The organism is Leptothoe sp. PORK10 BA2 (assembly GCF_034932105.1).
Classification (GTDB): Bacteria; Cyanobacteriota; Cyanobacteriia; order Phormidesmidales; family Phormidesmidaceae; genus Leptothoe.
Genome location: NZ_JAYGIG010000143.1, coordinates 1 through 22,471, shown reverse-complemented (window position 1 = coordinate 22,471; position 22,471 = coordinate 1). Strand labels below are relative to the sequence as shown.

Sequence of the window (22,471 nt, the reverse complement as noted above, 5' to 3'; positions counted from 1 at the left end):
TTGCGAAAAATAGAGACAATTTGTTTTAAGCCCTTGCACCGACCTATCGACACAGCCTGAAAAGATAACGTATCTACTCATTGCTGGTTCCATGAAGGTTACAGGCAGTGACTTTCAGCTCTCTCCACAAAATCCGCAAGAACCAGTGATGACCGGCAAAGACGCGCCTACCTACCTGGGACTTACGCTGCTACGTGCGAGCAAAGTTAGTGACCTGGCTTGCTCAGGAGTATTCAGAAGCATTGCCGCGTGCCCGCACAGAATTAGAAGCCCGTAGGCACAAGGCGCAAGCGTTCTGCCTACGCTTTGCTACCGACACGCTAATCCCGACACGCTAATCCCGACACGCTAAATCTATAGATAAACGCGCCTACTCACGACTGACCCAAGGGTTACACCCTACGGCGCACCCACCACAGACCGCTACCCATCACCCCCAACGCGAGCAGTAAGCTAGGTTCTGGGACAGATTCCGAAGTCGGCTGTAGCGACGCGACCGGCCAGTTCGTCTGCGCTGCTCCCAACGGGGCGATCGCTGTTAAAAACACCGGCACCGCATCAGCTTCCACCAAACTGCTGGGCCCCTCTATGGTCTGAAGCTGCCAGCTTAGCAAATCAGCATACTGACCATCATCAGCGCCAGCCGCTCTAAACCCAAAGTAGGTGCGATCTCCCAGCGCTGATAAGTCAATCGTGCGAGAAAATATGGACTGCTGCGGCTTATTGCCTGTATCGCTAATAAAAACCTCGTACCGGTTAATATCGCTATCGTAGTCAATCCAGGCGGTGATGGGATCGCGTCCATTGAGTGCAAAAGGCGCGTTCTCACTATCTGAGCCTTGCCCCGGCATTAGCAACAGCAGTTTGTTGCTAATGATGCTTTCAGTCGGCAACAGCGGGTCAAACTTAAGCGTAAGCTGCCGATCGCCCTCGGGCCCGTCGTTGGGCCCGAGCCAAAAAGAAAGCCCTTCCGAAATGGTTTCAAACGGTAGCCGAAACTCCAGCCGAGATTGAAAAGAGCTGTCAGACGAAATCGGCTCAGCCAATCTGACATCAGCCGCGCGGCTTTCACCATCGGGTGTGAGCCTCAAAATATTGTTAGTTTTATTTGCGCCATTGCCCAGCGCTAATTGCCCCGACCTATCAAAGCTGAGCCCCGCTAGCAAATTGTCTTTAATGTCCTGAACAATTCGCTGTTGAAACCTAGAGTTGCTAATAATGTTGCGATGTGTGAGCGATCGATCATCCAAAAGTGACTCAGCATTAATGTTTTCAGCGCCGCTTACGTTAGTTGCACCCTGCAAATCAGTAGGATCCCAGCCAGAACGAAACACATTAAACCGGTTGCGGCGCTGATAGTAGTTAATCCCCGTTTCTACATTGGGGGGTAGCACTTCGTCTTCATTGCTGCTACCCGTTAGCGGATCAAAAGACTCTACCTGTATCAGCAAGTCAATCGGCTTGGGCGACAAGCTCTTTGCCGTCCGAATCGCTGAAAGCCCGCCAGCGCTATACCCGATCAGACCAGTTGCACCCCTCGTCTCAAAAGGATTCTCACTCAATGAGTTGAAAAAATCTGTTCCCTCGCGGCTCCCCACCTCTCGAAAATCAAAAACATTCCCCTCATAGGAATTAAATACTTGAGTGGTGAGCGCGTAGTCAGCCAGCTCACTATCGATTCGGTCAGCAAGCGTATCAATCCCCGAAGCATCCGAGCTATTTGAAGACCCCAGCAATCCGCCAGCTCCTCGAAACAAGCCCACCACGGCCTTGTCTCCAAACGAAAAGCTAGCGGCCTGCACCGCAGAAGGTAGTAAGACGGCCACCATTGTCAGGCCCATTAGCATGCGCTTTCCGGGTGGTTTCTCTAGCGGTTTTTCTAATAGTTTTTTCAACAGCTTTGCCATCAGCTTCTTAGACGGATTTTTAAGCGGCTTTAAACTCATAAACAGCACTCCTTTGGTTCAGTGGTTGAGCTTAGTCACCGGGGCAACCGACTCGGCTGTGGGTTAACGCCTGTATTCTCCTGCGTTTTGCGATCGCACCTGCACCCACCAAGCTCATCAGCAAAAGCGCTGCGACGGCTTCCCCTGGATCTACTAGTTAACCGCAGCCTGCCTAAACCAGCGCAGTTTCTTTCCCCTCGCCAATGCCACCCAAAACCTCAGGGGCCACCTCAAAGTCCTCAGCCACTAAGCGGGCCGTCATCTTTGCCGACATCATCACACTGGGCGTTCCCGCCCCCGGCTGTGTCCCCGCCCCTACTATATACAGGTTTGTAATATCCTCACTCCGATTGTGGGGCCGGAAAAATGCCGACTGCACCAACAGCGGCTCAGGCCCAAACGCATTACCGATGTAAGCATCCAGCGTATGCTCAAAATAGTCCGGCGTAATGTAGCTGCAATGCACCAAACGCTCCCTGATGTTAGGTAGATAGCCCCGCTCATCCATAAACGTTAGTACGTTGTCTTTTAGTTTCTCCCCCATCTCATCCCAGTTAATGCCAGAACCATTGTGGGGAACGGGTACCAGAATATACGCCGCATGGTGTCCTGGGGGAGCCAAGGATGGATCGGTCAAGGTGGGGAGGTGGATGTATTGAGAATAGTCCTTGGGCATAATCTTGCGACCAAAGATATCTTTGAGTAGCTCCTCATAGCGAGGCCCTAAAATAATCGAGTGGTGCCGCAGTTTGGCATTTTCATTACCATCGGCCTTGAAGCCCAGATACATGACAAATGCCGACATGGACTGCTGGGTCAGCTTCACCCGCAGGTCACTATTCCAGAAGCGATATTGGGGCTCAATCATCTTGCCGTAGGTGGTGGCCCAGTCGGCATTGGAAACCACAGCGTCCGCTGTCATCACCGTCCCGTTGGCTAGGGTAATGCCCTGAACAATTTTCTTGCCGTTCTCTTTCTCGACATTGATTTTGCTAACTTTGCTGTTGTAGACAATTTTGCCCCCCAACTCTTCAAACTTTTTCACAAAGCCACTGACTAGGGCACCGGTGCCACCCATGGCAAAGTGAATGCCCCAGGTACTTTCTACAAAGTGAATCATGGCGTAAATGCCGGGCACCGAGAGTGGGTTTCCCCCTACCAATAGGGGTTCGAAGCTAAATACCTGGCGCAGTTTGTCACTTTTGAAATACTTGCTGGTAAAGCTAAACAGGGTGCGTACCGCATCTAGCTTGAGCAGGGCGGGCACCACCCGCAGCATGGAGCCAACACTCCCAAAGTGGGTATAGCCCAATTCTAAAAAGCCCTGATCAAACACGGCTTTTGCCGCCGCATGGAACCGCTGATAGCCTTCATAATCGCCGGGTTCACCCAGTTCTAAAATCTGTCGACGAGTGTTTTCTGGGTCGCTGTCGTAGTCAAAGAAGGTGCCATCATCAAAGTAAATGCGATAGAAGGGCAGTACCGGCACAATTGTGACGTAGCGGCTGGTGTGGGGACCGCCGGAGATGCCAGACTTAATCCGCTTACTTTCGTCAACAATCTCTGCAGGGAAGTCAGGCAGGGCCAGAGCTGAGCGATCGCGCTCCAGGGAGAATAACTCCTCAATGAAGTGGGGCACCGTAATCACCGTCGGCCCCATGTCAAAGGTAAACCCATCCGCCTTGCGGACATAGGCACGACCACCGGGGGCATCCAGCATTTCCACAATGGTGGTGTCAAACCCCAAACTCTGGAGGCGGATGCCCATGGCTAATCCCCCAATACCAGCTCCGATGACGATGGCCTGCTTACGACCCATGACAAACTCCTGTCCCGATGTAACGAACACTTAATATTTCTAATATTGTAACGTTCTAAGGTCTTTGTACTAGCCCAACTCAAACGTAGTAATGCCAAAAATCTGATTGAGCGGTAATTCTGGCTTGCTCTGGGTGTACATCCGCGCCGTTTCAAAGTCATCAGCCATGCCATACCGCTCCGCCAGGGCCACGGCTGCCCCATTTACCTGGGGCACATCCAAATAAAATGAATCTCCTTGAGGAACCTGGGCTACCAAAGTTTGAAATATTTCGTCCGCAATAGCTGCCCCATTGGCAAATAAGGGGCCAATCTTATACCCCCTTTGGCAGGGTCGTAGCACCCCATATCCCACCAGTTCTTGTCCTTGAATGACCCCAACGGCATGACTGCCTGGCTGGGCCATCCAACATTGGATAAATCCAGACCGTTCTTCTGGAAAAAAGCGCCGATCATAGGCAATCACTTTTTCTGTGGGCAGATGGGCCAGAGGTACACAGTCTGAATTATGGGGTATGCCACGGCCCACCCCGGCATACCGAATATTTCGGTGCGCTAGGCTAAACCCAGATTTGACGTAGTTATCTTGCTGGGCGACTACACCGTCTAACCCAATGTTGCGACCTTTTAAATAATCTAGGGCCCCATGCCATAGGGTTAAACCGTAGCCCTGCCCCCGAAAGCCAGGCTTCACAATGTAGCAGCCAATAAAGCCGAAGGATTCGCCATATTTGACGGCTGAAATTGAGGCGATGGGTTCGCCATTGAGAAACCCCATGAGAAACCCATCGGGGTCGGTGCGATGGAAGCAGTCGCCATCGTGCAAGCCTGGGTTCCAGCCTTCTGCAGTGGCCCATGATAGGGCAACATCCAACTCATCCCGAGTCATGGCCCGAATGTGATAGGGATGGGAGGCCATGGAGGTTACGCCCCCAAACTTTGCAAGGCTAGGCGAAACTGCTCTAACCGACGGCGATTGACCCCCAGGTCTGATTCCCCCAGGCGGGCGGCAGAGCGCATGACAATGGTGTGACCATCGGGCAGAAAATAAAATTCAGTATCGTCTACGAACCCCATGAGGCGACTGGTAAATTCCACCCGAATGTAGTCATCAGTCTGTTCCACAATTTTGGTACGGGGCTGATTTTGTAAAATTGCCACCAGCTGGGCCTTTACCGCGTCCTGTCCGGCGGTGTATGCCAGCGGGGCGATGTAATGTTCGCCATCGTCACTGGCAGCGTTACTGCTAACACAGTTGGGCGAGGCGGGGCAACCGCTCAGCTGGGTATCATGGAGACCGATGTCAGTGGAAGGAGTGCCGGTAAAAACTCCCTGCAGTCCGGGCAGTGTGGCTATGGGGGCTGCCATGGCGGCTGGGCTAGTCCATGGGCCGCTAACGATGAAAAGGGAAATCAATAAAGCCGTAAATAAGCGGAATAATTGCATGGGGTCTGGGTCTAAAAGTTCTGTAAGCTGCTATCAACTCCTATTGATTGTAAGGGCGTTACTGGTTTAAGGAATGATTCTGTCGAGGATATGCACTGAGGGTCGCGCCACCCGCATTAATCCATGCTGGGCATGGGTTAAGCCGTTTAATTTATCGGTTTATTTAGGCATTTTGCTGCTACCTGGGGTGAGCGCCTGTGGCCCCAAACGTCCTGTCATTCCCGACGATGTGGAAGCCATTGCCCGACGCTGTTATGAAACCCTAGTCACCTCCGGGCGTACACCTAAGCTCGACCCATCCCAGTCCATGGAGGATGGTACGTTTTTGATTGGTTGGTCCATGGCCGAATTTCCCGATGAACGGGGTTCTTGCAAGGTGGATGGTAGGGGTGCGGTGCTATTGCTGACGAGCAATGAGGAGGAACAATCGCCAACCGAGGGTAAACCGCCGCCAGAGCAGTAGGCTGAAGTCACCCCATAGTTCACGGCTAGGGCCAGGTTGCTATCCTGGCATGTCTTCTAAATTTGTGGCGTCCCATTTCAGCACCGAAGCCTTAACCCCTTGCTCCTGTTTACGTTTAGAGTCGGCCTCAAACCAAGCAATAATCTGCGCCGTGGTGAGCTGATCGACTGAAGTACGCAGGTCTTGGGCAATAAATGCCAGCAGCTTTGCCGTCGATAGGGTTAATCGGGTCAAGAATTTTTCTGGCATGGTCAGCAGGGCTTTATCTACCTCAGCGGACTCATCCGGGGTTAAAAATTGCAGAGTTTGATCAAACATGTGATGGCTTATTTTTTATGAATCCTATATCCACATAGGTTTTCGCCCCGCACTAGCCAATGGGTCCGCTCCACCTGGCAGTCGGGCAAGGCCACCGCAAACATGGCTAGCTCATGGCCACAGACCGCTGGGTAAGAGGCGGCCACTTGGGCAATGGCGCAGTTATATTCGGTGATGATGTAGGTATTTTCGTCTTCCCCATGGTGAAATTCGGCCATGTAACCTTCGGCTTGGCGTAGCTCCACTAGCTGCTGTACCCGATCGGGCAGGGGCGCACTGCCCAGGGTTTCGCAGTAGTGCTGGGCCTTGCGGTGCCACTGCTGCCGCAGGATTGCCGCCACCTGCTCTGCTCCGACGGTTTCGGTGAGGGTGTCGAGGAGGGATACGGCAAACTGGTCATACTGGGAGGGAAACTGGGCCCGCCCCTTGACGCTAAGTTGATAGATGTAGTTGGGACGGCCCATGCCCGACTGTATCGCTTCGTGTTCCACCAATTCTTCGGTTTGTAAATCCTTGAGGTGACGCCGGATGGCTTGGGGGCTAACGCCCAAGCTATCAGCCAAGGCCTGGGCGGTTGACTGACCCGATTTCAGTAAAAACTGAAGGATATCGTCCTTGGTGGATGGTTGCTGCGCTGACATCATCAATTTTGAAGTTGCGATCGCATATTACGGACTGTAAACAGTGAAACTCAACCGCCCCTACTTTAACAACATACCTGTTGCTAAAGTCTGCTACCTCGATTACTCTTTAAATAGTTAAGCAACTTGCGTGTTGTTTAATTATAGAATCATCTGGTTGTCTCAGCATCCCCATTGATCACATGAGCATAAGTAAGCCAACACAAGCTACCGACAAAAATCTTGAGCTGATGCGAAATTTCGCCCAAAGCTATGCCAAACGTACCGGCACTTATTTTTGTGCTGACCTTGGTGTGACTTCCGTAGTGCTCGAGGGTTTGGCCAAGCATAAGGACGACTTTGGCGCAGCCCTATGTCCCTGCCGCCATTACGAAGATAAGGAAGCCGAAGTCAAAAGCGTTTACTGGAACTGCCCCTGCATCCCCATGCAGGAGCGTAAGGAGTGCCACTGCATGCTCTTCCTCACCCCTGACAATGACTTTGCTGGCCAAGAGCAAGACATTTCGTTTGAATATATCCGCACAGAAACCAGCAAGTACTAGCAGGCTGCCCTCCCTCCGCAGATTTTAGGCTTAGTCCCCGGTAGTCAGGCAGCCTAAGCGTTTATTCAACCTCCCCCAAAACCTTTTCGGTTAATCATGAGCACCAGCGTTCAATCCCTCGTTAGTCAGCCCTACAAGTATGGCTTTGTCACCGACGTAGAATCCGATGTCATCCCCCGTGGCTTGAGTGAAGACGTTATTCGGCTAATTTCTGCGAAAAAGAACGAGCCGGACTTTATGCTTGAGTTCCGCCTCAAGGCGTATCGCCAGTGGCTCAAGATGACCGAACCTACTTGGCCCAACGTCAGCTACACCCCCATTGACTACCAGGAAATCATTTACTACTCTGCCCCCAAGCAAAGCGAAAAACTCAGTAGCCTGGACGAAGTAGACCCTGAAATCCTCGCCACCTTTGAAAAACTGGGGCTGCCCCTGTCAGAGCAAAAGCGGCTAACTAATGTGGCCGTCGATGCGGTATTTGACAGCGTCTCCATCGCCACCACCTTTAAGAAGGAGTTGGCAGAACACGGAGTCATCTTCTGCTCTATTTCAGAGGCCATTCAAGAACACCCAGAGCTGATCAAAAAGTATCTAGGCACGGTTGTACCGACGGCAGATAACTACTTTGCCGCCCTCAACTCCGCTGTTTTTAGCGATGGCTCCTTTGTCTACATCCCTGAAAACACCCAGTGTCCCATGGACCTGTCCACCTATTTTCGCATCAACAACGGCGACTCGGGCCAGTTTGAGCGCACCCTGGTGATTGCCGATAAGGGCAGCTCCGTCACCTATTTAGAGGGCTGCACCGCCCCCATGTACGACAGCAATCAGCTCCATGCAGCCATTGTTGAACTGGTGGCTTTGGACGACGCCCAGATCAACTACTCCACCGTGCAAAACTGGTATGCTGGCGACAAGGACGGCAAGGGCGGCATCTATAACTTTGTCACCAAGCGCGGCCTCTGCGCTGGTAAGAATTCCAAAATCTCCTGGACCCAGGTAGAAACCGGTTCGGCCATTACCTGGAAGTATCCCAGCTGTGTGCTAGTGGGCGACAACTCCGTCGGTGAATTTTACTCCGTGGCCCTGACCAACAACATGCAGCAGGCCGATACGGGCACTAAGATGATCCATGTGGGCAAAAACACCCGCAGCACCATTATCTCCAAGGGTATTTCCGCCGGTCACTCTAAAAACAGCTATCGCGGGTTGGTAAAAGTGGGGCCTAAGGCGGAGAACGCCCGCAACTACTCCCAGTGTGACTCCATGCTGATTGGGGACACTTCCAACGCCAACACCTTTCCCTACATCCAGGTCCAGAACAATACGGGCCAGGTAGAGCACGAAGCCTCTACCTCTAAAATCGGTGAAGACCAGCTGTTCTACTTTGCCCAGCGGGGCATTTCTCCTGAAGATGCCGTCTCCATGATTATCAGTGGATTCTGTCGAGATGTGTTTAACAAACTACCGATGGAATTTGCGGCTGAGGCGGATAAGCTACTGGCCCTGAAGTTAGAAAATTCCGTTGGTTAATCCCCCACGGCTCTACCCCTAGATACCATTCCATGATTAATCCGGACGCAAAAACAATTCTCTCCGTTAAGGACCTGCGGGCCAACGTAGACGGCACCGAAATCCTCAAGGGCCTCAACTTAGAGGTAAAAGCAGGTGAAATCCACGCCATTATGGGTCTCAATGGCTCGGGCAAAAGTACCTTTTCTAAAGTGTTGGCTGGTCATCCCGACTACGAAATAACGGGTGGCACCATTGAGTTTAATGGCCAAGACCTGACTGAGCTGGCACCCCACGAGCGGGCCACTGCAGGCATTTTCCTCGCCTTTCAATATCCCCTGGAGATTCCTGGGGTGAGTAACCGTGAGTTTTTGCGGGTGGCCTACAATGCTCACCGCAAAGCCCGGGGAGAAGATGAGATCGATGTGTTTGACTTTGATGATCTGATCGAAGAGAAAACCGACATTGTTAAAATGGATCTTAGCTTTCTAGACCGCAGTGTCAATGAAGGGTTTTCCGGCGGTGAGAAAAAGCGCAATGAGATTCTGCAAATGGCTCTGCTGGAACCTACCCTGGCCATTTTGGATGAAACCGACTCCGGCTTGGACATCGACGCTTTGAAAACCGTGGCGGGCGGTGTTAATCAGCTGGCCAATACCAACAATGCCAACCTGTTGATCACTCACTACCAGCGGCTGCTCAACTACATTGTGCCGGACTATGTCCATGTGATGTGCGGTGGTCACATTATTAAAACTGGTGGCAAAGAGTTAGCTCTGGCCCTTGAGGATAAGGGCTATGAATGGCTCCTGCAAGGGAAGGCGGTGGCTCCATGAGTAATGTGACAACCAACGTGGCAACAGCGGCAACTAAGCGGGAACAGTATCTGGAATCTTTGCTGGCCCAGTCAACCCTGGCGGCAGATCAATCTGGCTTAGGCTTGGACATCCTGCGGGCAGCCGCCCGTGCCTTGGTGCAAGAGCGCACCTTTCCCTCCAATCGGGATGAGGACTGGCGCTTTACCGATATTTCCCCCATGTTGGAGACTGCCTTTCAGACGCCAGGGGGGCTCACCGATGCCGCTTTAGCCCAGGCAACAGATTTGTTAGCAGGGGTGGGCTGGCCCGATACAGACAGCCTGCGCATCGTGTTTGTCAATGGCATGTTCGTCGCTAGTCTTTCTAACCTGGGCAGTGGCGTGACTGTGCTGAGTCAGGTGAAGGTTGTTCCCAGTGGGTTGGCCCAAATCCAGGGTAGCAATGAAGTCTTTACCGCTCTCAATACCGCTGGCTTTACGGATGGGGCGGTGGTCCACGTTGCTAAGAACGTGGTGATTGAACAGCCGGTGCAGATTGTATATCTGGCGGTGGGAAATGCTCTACTGGTTCAGCCCCGTTGTATGGTGGTGGCGGAGACGGGCAGTGCGGTCACCCTGGTGGAAGAGTTTCATGGCCAAGGGGCTAGCTTAATTAATAGTGTGAGTGAAATTTGGGTTCAGGCCAATGCTGCGGTCACCCACCTGCGAATTCAGCAGGAGTCGTCCGAGGCAATTCACATTGGTAAAACCGCCGTTTCCCAAGCCCAGGACAGCCGCTATAGCAATCGGGCCATTAACCTGGGGGGATCGATTTCCCGCCACAATCTGGAGGTATATCAGACCGGTGCCCAAACGGAGACTGAGTTAAATGGTTTGACGGCTATTCGCGATCGCACCCTGGCCGACACCCACAGCCTGATTGCCCTGGCCCACCCCCATGGCACCGCCAGGCAGCTCCAGAAAAACCTGATGGATGACCGCGCCCACGGAGTGTTTAACGGCAAAGTCTATGTGCCCCAGCAGGCCCAGCTGACCAATGCCTCCCAGCTCAATCGCAACCTGCTGCTGTCCCCCAAGGCGCGGGTGGACACCAAGCCCGAGCTAGACATTGTGGCAGACGACGTCAAGTGCGCCCATGGAGCCACCGTCAGCCAGCTGGCCCCGGACGAATTGTTCTATCTGCAAAGCCGAGGCATCAATCGCGACCAGGCCCAGCGGTTGCTGATTTACGCCTTTGCCATGGAAATAATTGAGCCCATTCCCGTGGCTCCCCTGCGGGATCGGATCACCCAGTACATTCAGCAATGGACAGTGTAGGCAATGACTTTGACAACGGCTAAACCCCTGGCCCATGAAGTGCGGGCAGATTTCCCAATTTTGGACCAGATGGTCAACGGCAAGCCGCTGGTGTATTTTGACAACGCTGCCACATCCCAAAAGCCCCAGGTGGTTTTAGATGCCCTGTTGGACTACTACACCCAGGACAATGCCAATGTCCATCGCGGTGTCCATACCCTCAGCGCCAGGGCCACGGAGGCCTATGAAGCCACCCGTGATAAGGTGGCAGCCTTTATTAATGCCTCCAGCCGCAATGAGATTGTCTTTACCCGCAATGCCAGCGAAGCCATTAACCTGGTGGCCTATGCCTGGGGCCTGAGCAACTTGAAGGCCGGGGATGAGGTGATTTTATCGGTGATGGAGCACCACAGTAATCTCGTTCCCTGGCAGCTGGTGGCCCAGCGGACGGGGGCGGTGCTGAAGCATGTGCAACTGACGGATACCCAGGAGTTTGACCTAGAGCATTTTAAAGAATTGGTGTGCGATCGCACCCGCCTAGTGGCGATCAACCACATCTCTAACACCCTCGGCTGTATTAACCCCGTCCAAGCCGTAATCGAGCTCGCCCATGGCCAGGGTGCCAAGGTGCTGATTGACGCCTGCCAAAGCATTCCCCATATGCCTGTGGATGTTCAAGCCATTGGATGTGACTGGCTGGTGGCCTCAGGTCACAAAATGTGCGGTCCCACCGGAGCCGGTTTCCTCTACGGCCAACTGGACATCCTCAACGCCATGCCCCCTTTCCTCGGTGGTGGTGAGATGATCCAGGACGTCTATTTAGACCACTCCACCTATGCCGAACTGCCCCATAAGTTCGAAGCAGGCACCCCCGCCATTGCCGAAGTGATCATGCTGGGAGCCGCCGTGGATTACCTAACCGGCATCGGTATGGAGCGCATTGCCCAGTATGAACATGAGCTAACTCGCTATCTATACGATTGCCTAGGCCAGATCCCCCAGCTCAAGCTGTATGGGCCTAGCCCCAAGGCAGATGGCAGCGGCAGAGCGGCCATCGCCACCTTTACCGTAGCCAATCTCCATCCCCAAGATCTATCTACATTTTTAGACCAAGCTGGTATTGCCATCCGCTCGGGGCATCATTGCACCCAGCCCCTCCATCGATTTCTTGGCATAGACTCCACGGCCCGGGCTAGCCTTTACTTTTACAACACCTACGCCGAAGTCGACACCTTTGTTGCTGCCCTTAAGGACACCATAGAATTTTTCGGCAATATCTTTGACTAGATCCACCTCAAACTAAGGTGCCAAATCCCTTGGCCTCTGACCATTCCAGGTAAGCATTACCCGCCGCCCGTCGGCAACTACGGATTTGCCCTATTCAATTTCTTTATATTGGCGGCTACTGTTCTTCATATTGGCTGCTACCAGTTAGGATACTGCTGTTTTAAGGCACCCTTATTGAATAAGCCTGATGGATTGTACCTAGCCTAGGACCAATCCATCAGGTCAGTCCATTCTTATTCTAGTCAGGATGTCCGTTGCATCTGAGCAGTCTAACCAACCCTTAGTAACATCCGTTTTTTTAGACAGTCAGTCATCACCCACTGCCCTAGCCCAGGTTCTTTGGGAACTCACTCGTTGTCCATCGATCTACGACGGTGATGTAAAGGCGACTGCCGCAACGGTTACTTACTCCGTGGTTAAAAATCTGGGCACCACTAGCTGTCAGGTATGGCTATATACAGACGACCGCGATCGGTTTAAACCCATTGCCCACTATGGCACCATGGCCTATAACGGCACTATGGTCGCTGAAAAAAATACTCAAGAGCTTTCAGTGGCTGACCATGCAGACTATTTTCCAAGTCTGGCCCAGCAAAATTGGCTAGTGCTCAACACAGGCTTGCCTGCCCAAAGCCCAGAAAACCATGCTCCCTCCAACCATCAGCCCAGGAGCTTTCCTCCCTACCTAGCCGATCAAGCCCAGGTCATAACTGCCCTGATTGAAATTCCGATTTACTATCAAAAGCAAGTTGTTGGCATTCTCTGCTGTACCCAGCACCATGCCCCTCGGGTTTGGCAAGCGGCAGAAACGTCTTTTATGGTTACAGCCTCCTGCCTGATTGCCCTAGCCATTAGCCATGCCCATCAATACCAACAGGCCCACACCTTAAACAAACAGAAACGTCAGCTGACCCTTGAAATGATCGAGCGTCAGCAGGCAGAACAGGCCTGGCAGGAAAGCCAACTCTTTATTCAAAGTATCCTGGATGCCAGCACCAATATTCTTTACGTCAATGATTTTGCCAGTGGGGCAAATTATTATGTCAATGGCTACATGGAAAATATCCTGGGCTACTCCCCCGAAGAAATTAAACAACTTGGAGCCCAGTTTTTAGAAGACATTGCCCACGAGGATGATGTCAAAATAATACACGGTGCCCGACGGCAACTAGCCCAATCCCAAAGTGGCGATATTATAGAGAATGAATATCGCTTACAACATAAGCAAGGTAACTGGCACTGGATGCTCTGCCGAGAAACCATTTTTAAATGGAACCCCGACGGTACCCCACTCCAGCTGCTAGGGACTGCAACCGACATCACTGTGCACAAGAAAAACACAGAGGCATTACAGCAGAAGAATCAAGAGCTTACGGCATTAGCACGGATCGATGCCCTGACCCAAATTGCCAACCGTCGAGCCTTTGATGAGTTTCTGGACTATGCCTGGGGCACTCGCAACCACACCCCATTAACCCTAATTCTCTGCGACATCGACTGCTTCAAGCTCTACAACGATACCTACGGCCACCAAGCTGGGGATGAGTGCTTACGGCTCGTGGCCCAAGCACTTCGGCGGGCCGTTAAGCGGCAGCCCGACTTAGTGGCTCGCTATGGTGGCGAAGAATTTGCTGTCGTCCTACCCAATACGACTCTGGTGGGAGCTACCCATGTCGCTCGGGCTATCCGAGCAGCGGTACAAGAGCTGAAAATTGAGCACCGACTTTCTTCGGTGGGGCCACACCTAACCCTTAGTCAAGGGATTGCCACCGTTTCTTCCACCGCCACTGGTGCTCCCCAGGGACTGATTGAAGCTGCTGACCAGGGGCTCTATAAAGCAAAATCTGAGGGCCGCGACCAATTCTCAATTGGGCTGATAGAAACTCATGAAAACTAACGCGGCCCGCCACCAGGGGGCTTATGGGATTCCATGAAAACCAATGCGGCGCGCCGCCAGAGGGCTGATGGGATCCGATGAAAACTAACGCGGCGCGCCGCCGGAGGGCTGACGGAAACTCATGAAAACTAACGCGGCGCGCCGCCGGAGGGCTGACGGAAACTCATGAAAACTAACGCGGCGCGCCTACTCGACGCCTTGGCCATTGACTACGAAATTTTGACTTACCCGGTCGATCCCGATAATCTGGTGGCTAGCGCCACAGCGGACAAACTGGGGCTACCCCACGACCAGGTGTTCAAAACCCTGGTCATCCGCGGCGATCGCAACGGGATTTGCTTGGCGGTAATCGCTGGCAACGCCCAGCTCGACCTCAAGGCCCTGGCTAAACTCACCCAGGACCGTAAAATGCTACCCGTGGCCCTCAAAGAAGTTCAGCCCTTAACCGGCTATATCCGAGGGGGCGTCACGGCCCTTGCCTGCAAAAAAAACTATCCCACATACGTGGATGAGTGGATTGAAGCCTACGATCAGGTTGCCGTATCAGCAGGCATGCGCGGTGCCATGCTTTGGCTCAGCCCCCAGGATTACATCCAAGCCACCCAAGCTACGGTGGGGCGCATTACCACCTAAACCCATCAGGTCAGCAACATATAGCCATGCCCCTGGATAGTCATCAGTCGAACAGTACTCCTGTCAAGCTTAGTTCTTAGTCGAGAGATATGGACATCTAAGGCCTTAGTTTCCAAATCTGAATCATCGGCATAACCCCAAACCCGTTGCAAGATACTTTCTCTCGCAAAAATCTGACCCGGAGCTTGGGCTAGTAGATATAGGATATGAAACTCTATTTCGGTGAGGCGAATATGAGAGTTTTGGTCATAGACTTTACGGGTTTGGGGATAGAGGATGAGATCCCCGACAGAGATTGCTTCCGGTTCGTTAGTGCGAACAGAGGGCTTCTCCCGAACGGTTGGTGACAAGCGCCGCAATATTGTGCGAATGCGCGCAATTAGCTCTCGGCTGGAAAAGGGTTTAACAATGTAGTCGGTAGCCCCTAGGTCTAACCCCGCCACCCGATCAGACGGACTGCCCAGGACCGTCGCCATCACAATGGGGACATCGGACTCTTGTCGAATCAGCTGACATACCTGTAATCCGTCTAACTTAGGCATCAGGACATCTAACACGACCAAGTCCACATCATAGGCCCTAAACTGGGCCATGGTTTCTTCCCCATCGGCCGCTAAAATCACCTCATAACCGGCGTTGATGAGATTGCGCCGCAAAGCATTGCGGATATGAACTTCATCCTCAGCAATTAGGATGACAGCCTTATCTTTATCCACCTGACATAACCTCAATGCACGGCTCTGCAAGCTGTGTACCTAGTGGCTACAGCTTGCCCATTCAGAGCATCTTGAGAGGATAAATCGGCAAAAGCATCTAGGTTTTACTGTCTAGCCAAACCAAAGGTTAAATGGCTAACCAAACAGCTGAATCATAGGGACATAAATAATATGTGACTAAGTATTTGTGCCTATGTTCGTTGAACCTAATAAACAACTTTCCTCGGAGAGGGAAAAAAGTACTTAATTACTTTTCGTGCAATTAAATCCCCTTAACTGTGCAGCATTTCGCGTGTTGATGAAGTCTAGCTAGTTTGATACTTTAGCATTCGAAAGGCCATATTTAAGGTCTGTTTCAACGGCAGCCGGGAGGGTCTTAATGATTTGACACATTTTTAAACAAATGTGTCATACAATCGACGCTGGGGATCGACTGGAGTCTAATAGCCCCTATGAGTTCATGTGAGGTTCTAAATCGGTTGCCCTGTTCGCTACATGTTTTCTGGAAAAGATCTAAGGTTTTGACTTGCGACTGGTTCCTGGGTCAAGCTGGTGCATTTTAACCTCAAGAAAGTAGCTTTGAATGGAGGCTTAAGACGATTATTTAAAGGGCTAGTAATTATTAATTTCCATCTCCACAAATTTAAAAAAAAATTAAAAGCCCGTTGATTTTTTCTACTTAATGTGTGCGGATCAAGCGTGTTGATGCAAGTCTTTAATCCGTTAATTTTTGAACAAAAATAATTTTTCGTTTTCTGAGAGCTTTTTAGGTAGATCTTTTTGGATTTTTCTAATTCTTTGCTCATGCTGCATTGAGGTTTCAGCTAAAAAATAATCCTGTAGTTGCTTAAGCCATTAGGGGATATCTCTAGTACTTTTTCGGCTCATTAGCTTGGTATGATACGTTCCCCATACCCATGGTTTTCTGGCGTCTTGGTGGCAGCTCGTCAGGGATTATTTTGTCAACTTGGCTGAATGTAAATCGGCTTTGGAGAAGGAGGCTGGGTCAGCTTTGGTGAGTAGTCGATTTGAGCGTGATTCATTTCAGTCTGGGGCAATTAATTCAGGCCAGCGGATGTCACCGGCCCTGGGTACTGCCGATGATTCACCCAATCTGCAGTCTCTAGTGGAGAGAATTTTAGGGTTTGCCTATCAGGGAGATTCGGTTCAAGCTTTGGTGGGCTGGTTGCGGGCGGCTTTGATCCAAGGCGTTGGCTTGCAGAATTGTCAAGTAGAGCTGTGTGATGTTTCTCAACAGACGGTGACCCTAGTTACTGGTGTGGGGGATGGTTGGTTGGGAGGGGATTCCCTGGGGGGAGGCTTATGGGGGGAGCCCGGTATTTCCCGGAAAATTAATCAGGTTTGGGAACTCTATGAACCCTTAAGTTGTGGCAGATCGCGGCAGTTTTGTTTTCCTATTATGGAGATCGGGAACTCTCCATCGCTCCCCTTAACCTGGGTGGGGTGCCCCATGATGCATCGTGGGGCACTATTGGGCTGTATGTGGTTAGCCCGGCCTGGTAAAGAGATTTTTAATGACGTTGAACTTAGGCGGTTACAGCAGATTGTGGATTATGTTGCGATCGCAATCCACCAAATCCAGCTGGAACAGACCCTGGAGCTGCAACAAGCTGAAATTAGCCAGTTGCGCAAAGCTAAGGATGAGTTTTTGCAGCTGATCTCCCACGAGCTATTTGTCCCCCTTGGGAGTATTCAGCTATCGGCCCAAACCCTAGAGAAAATCTTTAAAGATGTCTCGTGGCGCAAGGTGCCCCAGCGTAGTACGGTGCTCAAGGTATTGAGTCTGCTCAGTCAAGAATGTCGACGGCAAAAACAATTCGTCGATAACCTGATCACCCTGATGTTTCCTGAATATCAGAAGGTATCAGATCCGGTGCTGATGAACCTCAGCGACTGGCTGCCGTCCTTGCTGCGGACCTTTGAAGCCAGGTTTGAGCAAGAATCCTTAAAACTCAGCGTTAGCATCCCCCCGGCACCTTTGCTATTTGAATGCGACGTGGCCCAGCTAGAGCGGGTGATTACGGAACTGGTCACCAACGCAATCAAATATACCCCCGCCCAAAAGACGGTCACCCTTACCGTTACTGACAGTAAAAAAGAGGTGGAAATTGCGATCGCAAATACCGGCGTCCACATTCCTGCCAACCATCAATCCCGAATTTTCGAAAAATTTTACCGAGTCCCGGAACTAGACCAGCGGCAATATGGCGGCAGCGGTTTAGGGCTGGCCATTGCCAAACAGTTGGTGACGAACATGGAGGGGACAATTGCGGTGAAGAGTACGAAGCAAAAGACGACGTTTACGGTGAAGCTGCCGAGGTAAGGGGAGGGGGGAAGCGGTTGCCCAGCCACTGAAAAGGATCGATCCTTTTTTATCCCACGTCCCCCCGGCAAAATTTCCGCCGAAACACCGTGCGCCATGGCTTTAATGGACTAAACTGTGTTGATGTTGCCAGGATTCCTTACCTATGCGCCTGTCCCAGATGCTGTTTGTCACCCTGCGTGAAGATCCGGCGGAGGCGGAAATTCCCAGTCACAAGCTATTGCTACGGGCGGGTTATATCCGGCGGATTGCAAGTGGTGTGTATGCCTATCTGCCCCTGATGCTGCGGGTGCTGAATAAGGCGTCGGCCATTGTGCGCGAAGAAATGAACGCCACGGGTGCCCAAGAATGTTTACTGCCCCAGCTGCAACCGGCAGAGCTATGGCGGGAGTCGGGCCGGTGGGACACCTACACCAAGGCAGAGGGCATCATGTTTGCTCTGACCGACCGACGGCAGCAGGAAATGGCCCTAGGCCCCACCCACGAAGAGGTCATTACGGCTGTGGCCCGGGACATGGTGCGCACCTATCGCCAGCTGCCCATCCATCTGTATCAGATTCAAACTAAGTTTCGGGATGAAATCCGCTGTCGCTTTGGCCTCATGCGCGGTCGTGAGTTCATCATGAAAGATGGCTACTCGTTCCATGGGGATACCGATAGCCTCAAGGCTACCTATGACGACATGTACCAAGCCTATAACAATATTTTGAGCCGCTGCGGCCTCAAGTTTCGAGCGGTGGAAGCCGATTCTGGGGCCATCGGCGGGTCCGGTTCCCATGAGTTTATGGTGCTGGCGGAGGCGGGGGAAGATGAGGTGCTGTATACGGAGGATGGCCAGTACGCGGCCAACGTGGAAAAGGCGGTGTCGTTGCCCCTGGATGCGGTGCCCTCGACCTTTAGCGCATACAAAAAGCTAGAAACTCCTAACACGTCCACCATTGAGACCATGGCGAAGTTTTTAGCCTGCTCGCCTACCCAGATTGTCAAAAACGTTTTGTACCAGGCGGTGTATGACAACGGTCAGACGGTGCTGGTATTGGTCAATATCCGGGGCGATCAGGACGTTAACGATACGAAGCTGCAAAACGCTCTGACTAATTTGGCGTCAGATTACGGTGCGTCCACCCTTCTGTCCTTAGAGGTGCCCGACCCTGAGGCCCAGGCCAAGTGGGCGGCCAAGCCGTTACCCCTGGGTTACATTGCCCCCGACATTGCCGATGACTACATTCAAAAGCAGAAAAATGTAGTGCCCAAGTTCCTCCGGCTGGTGGATAAAACCGCTGTGGACCTAAAGAACTTTGCCACTGGGGCCAATGAGAAGGGTTATCACGTGGTCGGTGCTAATTGGGGGGACCAGTTCACTTTGCCGGAGACCGTCGTGGATGTGCGCAAAGCCACCGCTGGCGATCGCGCTGTCCATGATCCCAGTCAAATCATTCAGACCGCACGGGGCATCGAAATCGGTCACATTTTTCAGCTGGGTACCAAGTACTCTGCTGCGTTGGGGGCCACCTTCACCGACGAAGCGGGTAAATCCCAGCCCTTGGTCATGGGATGCTACGGCATTGGGGTATCCCGCCTGGCCCAGTCAGCGGTGGAACAGTTCCATGACCAAAATGGAATTATCTGGCCGGTTGCGATCGCACCCTACCATGCCGTTGTAGTGGTGCCCAACATCAACGATGCTGAGCAAATGGCCGCCGCCGAAAAGCTTTATGCGGACCTCAACGCCGCCGGAGTAGAAACCCTGCTGGACGACCGCAAAGAGCGGGCCGGGGTGAAATTCAAAGATTCTGAATTGATCGGCATTCCCTTCCGGGTGGTGACAGGTCGCTCCTTGAAAGAGGGTAAGGTAGAAGCGGTCAAGCGGGCCGATGGTGAATCGGTGGAACTGGCCTTGGATCAGGTGGTGACCACCCTGAAGCAATGGGTCGACGAGGCCATTGCAGGCCCATAGGTCATGCAAGTTTTAACTACCCCCCACCAGAATTTCTCCCCTCCTGGGAGGGGCTCCGGGGTGGGTCAACCGCTAACGGCCGAAACCCACCCCGCCTGACCGGCACCCCTCCCGAGAGGGGATTTCCCTTAGTCGCATGCTCCCGATGGAATTTATTTCAATCCTGCTCTCCAGCCTGATCTTTATCGGTTCTCCCATTGGCTTTGCCCTGGATACCATTGCCGAAAATGCTCTCCGGTCCCGGCTCAATGGCGTTGAGGATCTCCAGGTGCGGGTGGATAATGGGTCGAACTTGAACCTGCTCCAGGGCAAGATCGAACGACTGCAAATTGGGGCGCGGGGGGTTTATCCGGTGCCAGGATTTCGGGTTGCGATCGCAGACCTAGACACCGACCCCATCGACCTCGATTTCAATCGATTAAGACAGGGCGAAGTGGTCCTCGATCAGCCTCTAAACGGAGCGCTCCACATCGCCATTACCCCGGAGGATGTCAACCGCTACCTCCAGTCACCAGAATTTACTGAACAGCTGAATAAACTCCAGCTAAACCTGGGCAATGCAGCCCAATCCCGTGAATTAGGGCGCTATCGGTTGGACAATCCCCAGGTGACCTTTTTACCTGACAATCAGCTCCAGCTGGAGGTGGATCTATCGGAGCCTAGCCTCGGGGACGGCCTTAAAATTAAGGCCCAAAGTGGGTTTACCATCGAAAATGGCCATCGCCTGGTGTTAGTCGATCCCCAAGTTTCAGTTAACGGCAGTGCCGCCCCACCGCAACTGTTCGACTCCCTCAGTAGCGACAAACTCAGTCTGACGCGCCTAGAGGACTCCGGCCTCACTGTCCGTATTTTGGACTCCACCATTAGCCCTGAACAGTTGGATTTGGCCCTATGGGTTAGCATTGATCCGAGTGTTACTCGGTAGGCCTTATATGGCCCCCTGTCATGGATTTGAGCTTTACCCGGTAGGCCTTTCAGGGCCCTGTCATGGATTTGAGCGTTACCTCGTTAGATTCTCATGGCCGTTGTTGGCGCACTAGCGGCGCACTCGTGGCGAACTAGCATGGTTCCTTCATCGTTGCCCTTTGTCGATACCATCCGAAAAGCTGTGGGATTGCTGGATGCTAGCCATGCAGATCTGAAGGCTGAGGTATTGGGCCAGTGCGATCGCATCGCCCAACCCACCCTGCGCATCACCGTTTTTGGCCCCTTTAACTACGGCAAATCCACCTTGCTCAATGCCCTACTGGGGGAAAAAGCTCTTCCTATTGATCTGGTACCCACCACCGGGGTCGCCATCACCGTCAGCTATGGGGCCACCTTAACCAGCCGTATTTCCCTGGCGGATGGCACTATCCTGGAGGAGCCCGGCACCGACCTGCTGAAGCGCTATGCCATCCTCGATGAACAGCGCCGCCTGCGCCAAGATGTGACCGCTGTTGAAGTGCAGTCTCCCCACCCATTTTTACAATCGGGGGTGGAGCTAGTGGACCTGCCCGGTACGGACGATCGGGCCGCTCAAAATGAGTTGGTCCATACCAAATTGTTAGAAGCTGATGTGGTGATTCAGCTGTTGGATGGTCGCAAACTAATGACCCTGGAGGAACGAGAGCATCTGCAGGACTGGCTGCTGGATCGAGGCATTACCACGGTGATCTTTGTGGTGAATTTTCTCAACCTGATGGAGCCAGAGGAGCGACAACAGGTCCTGCATCGTCTACGGTTTATCGCCCAAGATTTTCGGGCCACCCTGCCCGATGGGGTGAGTAACCTGTATGGAGTGGATGCTTTGCCAGCCCTGCGGGCACGACTAAAGGGAAACATGGCGGCAGCGACGGCAGCTGGGTTACCGGCCCTAGAGTCGGCCTTGCAAACCCTGGTGCAGGAGAGACTACCTCAGCTCACCATCCATCGCTTGCCTCGGTTGTTGCCCTCGGTGGCCCAAGTGCAGCAGGCATTACAACAACAGTTGACTGTGTTGGCGGCTGCCCCACCACCGGACAATCGTCGGGTAGAGCTTAAACAGCGGGTACAGACTCTCTTACAAAAAGGGTTTCACCAAAGTGTGACAGAGTTGCAGGATTGGCTACGGCTGGGCAATTTGCTCAAGCAGTATCAGTCGAGCTTGGCTGGAGCCATCGAAGCGGGCACTGCTACGCAATGGTTAGAAGGTTCTTTGCAACCGGTGTGGAAACAAAAGAAACGGGCGGTGGCGGAGTGGGTGTATCAGGCCTGTGAGTTTTTTGAGCAGCCGCGCCCGGTGGATGTGTGGGTAGATTGGCATAAATTAAAATCTTCGCAGCCCGAATCAGCCCTCTCTTCCGAGGTGTGTCGTGATGCCGCCCATACTTACCTGGTGCAGTTCTCTGAGACCGCCCTAGGGGCTCTCAGTGCTTATAAAATAAAGGCTGATAATATTCTGCAAACACCCATTGCTGCACCTCCATCTCTGGATCTACAAAATGCTCAACAAGCCCTTTTGGAGAATATATTGTCGGAGTTACAACAGCACTCGTCTACAGTTGTGCAGTCTTGAGCCAGTACCTTGTTAAATCACCTAAACTTAAGCGGGAAGCAAGCTACACCCCCAGCCCTTCTCCCGGAGGGCGGTGGTTTGTTAGGACTTTGCCTTATAATTCCGTCCCCGTTAACTTTGGCAGGAACCTCACCAGCTGATCGCCAAATTGATGTTTGAGATCATTGCTATCTGCGGCACTGGTTCCGCCAGGTGGGTCAGCGTAAAGGCATGTTGTATATACGATAGACGATAATAGGTTCAGCAAAAGCTGATCTAATCTGGGTGGTGTTATGGATCTATTTTCTCATCCGTGTCCTTGC

General features: G+C 52.5%; 19 protein-coding genes. 12 read left to right on the top strand and 7 right to left on the bottom strand.

Annotated elements, in window-relative coordinates; genetic code table 11:
- Positions 1-392: 392 nt before the first annotated feature.
- The 4 genes from VB741_RS23040 to VB741_RS23025 form a co-directional block, all read right to left on the bottom strand.
- Positions 393-1,946, bottom strand: a complete 1,554-nt coding sequence (locus VB741_RS23040) for a PEP-CTERM sorting domain-containing protein (RefSeq protein WP_323367565.1) — start codon at positions 1,944-1,946, stop codon at positions 393-395.
- A 172-nt stretch (positions 1,947-2,118) separates the two neighbouring features.
- Positions 2,119-3,765 carry a phytoene desaturase family protein gene (gene crtI, locus VB741_RS23035; protein WP_323367564.1) on the bottom strand — a complete coding sequence of 549 codons (1,647 nt, stop codon included), beginning with the start codon at positions 3,763-3,765 and terminating at the stop codon, positions 2,119-2,121.
- A 69-nt stretch (positions 3,766-3,834) separates the two neighbouring features.
- Entirely contained in the window at positions 3,835-4,683 is an 849-nt protein-coding gene (locus tag VB741_RS23030) for a GNAT family N-acetyltransferase (protein ID WP_323367563.1), read from the bottom strand.
- 5 nt (positions 4,684-4,688) lie between these two features.
- Complete coding sequence (locus VB741_RS23025) at positions 4,689-5,210, bottom strand: DUF1499 domain-containing protein (RefSeq protein WP_323367562.1); 522 nt, start codon at positions 5,208-5,210, stop codon at positions 4,689-4,691.
- Between the two features lie 73 nt (positions 5,211-5,283).
- Here VB741_RS23025 and VB741_RS23020 point away from each other — a divergent pair, with 73 nt between their 5' ends.
- The gene (locus tag VB741_RS23020) at positions 5,284-5,673 is read left to right on the top strand and encodes a hypothetical protein (RefSeq protein WP_323367561.1); all 390 of its coding nucleotides are present in this window, start codon (positions 5,284-5,286) and stop codon (positions 5,671-5,673) included.
- A 39-nt stretch (positions 5,674-5,712) separates the two neighbouring features.
- On the opposite strand, the gene VB741_RS23015 is transcribed toward VB741_RS23020, so the two are convergent.
- Positions 5,713-5,991, bottom strand: coding sequence for a hypothetical protein (locus tag VB741_RS23015; protein WP_323367560.1), 279 nt, complete (start codon positions 5,989-5,991; stop codon positions 5,713-5,715).
- A gap of 8 nt (positions 5,992-5,999) precedes the next feature.
- Positions 6,000-6,635 carry an iron-sulfur cluster biosynthesis transcriptional regulator SufR gene (gene sufR, locus VB741_RS23010; RefSeq protein WP_323367559.1) on the bottom strand — a complete coding sequence of 212 codons (636 nt, stop codon included), beginning with the start codon at positions 6,633-6,635 and terminating at the stop codon, positions 6,000-6,002.
- A 179-nt stretch (positions 6,636-6,814) separates the two neighbouring features.
- Between sufR and VB741_RS23005 the strand changes: the two genes are divergently transcribed.
- The 7 genes from VB741_RS23005 (at position 6,815) to ybaK (ending at position 14,616) form a co-directional block, all read left to right on the top strand.
- Positions 6,815-7,174 carry a ferredoxin-thioredoxin reductase catalytic domain-containing protein gene (locus VB741_RS23005; protein WP_323367558.1) on the top strand — a complete coding sequence of 120 codons (360 nt, stop codon included), beginning with the start codon at positions 6,815-6,817 and terminating at the stop codon, positions 7,172-7,174.
- A gap of 96 nt (positions 7,175-7,270) precedes the next feature.
- On the top strand, positions 7,271-8,707 hold the full coding sequence (gene sufB / locus VB741_RS23000; RefSeq protein WP_323367557.1) for a Fe-S cluster assembly protein SufB: 1,437 nt from the start codon (positions 7,271-7,273) through the stop codon (positions 8,705-8,707).
- 32 nt (positions 8,708-8,739) lie between these two features.
- Positions 8,740-9,522, top strand: coding sequence for a Fe-S cluster assembly ATPase SufC (sufC, locus tag VB741_RS22995; RefSeq protein ID WP_323367556.1), 783 nt, complete (start codon positions 8,740-8,742; stop codon positions 9,520-9,522).
- Positions 9,519-10,820: a Fe-S cluster assembly protein SufD gene (sufD, locus tag VB741_RS22990; protein WP_323367555.1), complete on the top strand. Its 1,302-nt coding sequence runs from the start codon at positions 9,519-9,521 to the stop codon at positions 10,818-10,820. Before sufC ends, sufD begins: the two co-directional genes overlap by 4 nt.
- A gap of 3 nt (positions 10,821-10,823) precedes the next feature.
- Positions 10,824-12,086 carry a SufS family cysteine desulfurase gene (locus VB741_RS22985; protein ID WP_323367554.1) on the top strand — a complete coding sequence of 421 codons (1,263 nt, stop codon included), beginning with the start codon at positions 10,824-10,826 and terminating at the stop codon, positions 12,084-12,086.
- A 247-nt stretch (positions 12,087-12,333) separates the two neighbouring features.
- Positions 12,334-13,983: a diguanylate cyclase domain-containing protein gene (locus VB741_RS22980; RefSeq protein WP_323367553.1), complete on the top strand. Its 1,650-nt coding sequence runs from the start codon at positions 12,334-12,336 to the stop codon at positions 13,981-13,983.
- A 165-nt stretch (positions 13,984-14,148) separates the two neighbouring features.
- Positions 14,149-14,616: a Cys-tRNA(Pro) deacylase gene (ybaK, locus tag VB741_RS22975; protein WP_323367552.1), complete on the top strand. Its 468-nt coding sequence runs from the start codon at positions 14,149-14,151 to the stop codon at positions 14,614-14,616.
- 5 nt (positions 14,617-14,621) lie between these two features.
- Here the strand turns inward: ybaK and VB741_RS22970 are convergent, their stop codons facing one another.
- Positions 14,622-15,332 carry a response regulator gene (locus tag VB741_RS22970; protein ID WP_323367551.1) on the bottom strand — a complete coding sequence of 237 codons (711 nt, stop codon included), beginning with the start codon at positions 15,330-15,332 and terminating at the stop codon, positions 14,622-14,624.
- Between the two features lie 1,015 nt (positions 15,333-16,347).
- Here VB741_RS22970 and VB741_RS22965 point away from each other — a divergent pair.
- The 4 genes from VB741_RS22965 to VB741_RS22950 all read left to right on the top strand — a co-directional run bounded on the left by VB741_RS22965 (position 16,348) and on the right by VB741_RS22950 (position 22,169).
- Complete coding sequence (locus tag VB741_RS22965; protein WP_323367550.1) at positions 16,348-17,676, top strand: sensor histidine kinase; 1,329 nt, start codon at positions 16,348-16,350, stop codon at positions 17,674-17,676.
- Positions 17,677-17,821: 145 nt separating this feature from the next.
- Complete coding sequence (gene proS / locus VB741_RS22960; RefSeq protein ID WP_323367549.1) at positions 17,822-19,633, top strand: proline--tRNA ligase; 1,812 nt, start codon at positions 17,822-17,824, stop codon at positions 19,631-19,633.
- 145 nt (positions 19,634-19,778) lie between these two features.
- Entirely contained in the window at positions 19,779-20,558 is a 780-nt protein-coding gene (locus VB741_RS22955) for an LmeA family phospholipid-binding protein (protein WP_323367548.1), read from the top strand.
- Positions 20,559-20,696: 138 nt separating this feature from the next.
- On the top strand, positions 20,697-22,169 hold the full coding sequence (locus VB741_RS22950; RefSeq protein WP_323367547.1) for a dynamin family protein: 1,473 nt from the start codon (positions 20,697-20,699) through the stop codon (positions 22,167-22,169).
- The last annotated feature ends 302 nt before the right edge of the window (positions 22,170-22,471 follow it).

Excerpts from the sequence above, each read along its gene's own strand:
- VB741_RS23040 (WP_323367565.1), bottom strand. The coding sequence starts at position 1,946 with ATGAGTTTAAAGCCGCTTAAAAATCCGTCTAAGAAGCTGATGGCAAAG.
- crtI (WP_323367564.1), bottom strand. The coding sequence starts at position 3,765 with ATGGGTCGTAAGCAGGCCATCGTCATCGGAGCTGGTATTGGGGGATTA.
- VB741_RS23030 (WP_323367563.1), bottom strand. The coding sequence starts at position 4,683 with ATGGCCTCCCATCCCTATCACATTCGGGCCATGACTCGGGATGAGTTG.
- VB741_RS23025 (WP_323367562.1), bottom strand. The coding sequence starts at position 5,210 with ATGCAATTATTCCGCTTATTTACGGCTTTATTGATTTCCCTTTTCATC.
- VB741_RS23020 (WP_323367561.1), top strand. The coding sequence starts at position 5,284 with ATGATTCTGTCGAGGATATGCACTGAGGGTCGCGCCACCCGCATTAAT.
- VB741_RS23015 (WP_323367560.1), bottom strand. The coding sequence starts at position 5,991 with ATGTTTGATCAAACTCTGCAATTTTTAACCCCGGATGAGTCCGCTGAG.
- sufR (WP_323367559.1), bottom strand. The coding sequence starts at position 6,635 with ATGATGTCAGCGCAGCAACCATCCACCAAGGACGATATCCTTCAGTTT.
- VB741_RS23005 (WP_323367558.1), top strand. The coding sequence starts at position 6,815 with ATGAGCATAAGTAAGCCAACACAAGCTACCGACAAAAATCTTGAGCTG.
- sufB (WP_323367557.1), top strand. The coding sequence starts at position 7,271 with ATGAGCACCAGCGTTCAATCCCTCGTTAGTCAGCCCTACAAGTATGGC.
- sufC (WP_323367556.1), top strand. The coding sequence starts at position 8,740 with ATGATTAATCCGGACGCAAAAACAATTCTCTCCGTTAAGGACCTGCGG.
- sufD (WP_323367555.1), top strand. The coding sequence starts at position 9,519 with ATGAGTAATGTGACAACCAACGTGGCAACAGCGGCAACTAAGCGGGAA.
- VB741_RS22985 (WP_323367554.1), top strand. The coding sequence starts at position 10,824 with ATGACTTTGACAACGGCTAAACCCCTGGCCCATGAAGTGCGGGCAGAT.
- VB741_RS22980 (WP_323367553.1), top strand. The coding sequence starts at position 12,334 with ATGTCCGTTGCATCTGAGCAGTCTAACCAACCCTTAGTAACATCCGTT.
- ybaK (WP_323367552.1), top strand. The coding sequence starts at position 14,149 with ATGAAAACTAACGCGGCGCGCCTACTCGACGCCTTGGCCATTGACTAC.
- proS (WP_323367549.1), top strand. The coding sequence starts at position 17,822 with ATGCGCCTGTCCCAGATGCTGTTTGTCACCCTGCGTGAAGATCCGGCG.
- VB741_RS22955 (WP_323367548.1), top strand. The coding sequence starts at position 19,779 with ATGGAATTTATTTCAATCCTGCTCTCCAGCCTGATCTTTATCGGTTCT.
- VB741_RS22950 (WP_323367547.1), top strand. The coding sequence starts at position 20,697 with ATGGTTCCTTCATCGTTGCCCTTTGTCGATACCATCCGAAAAGCTGTG.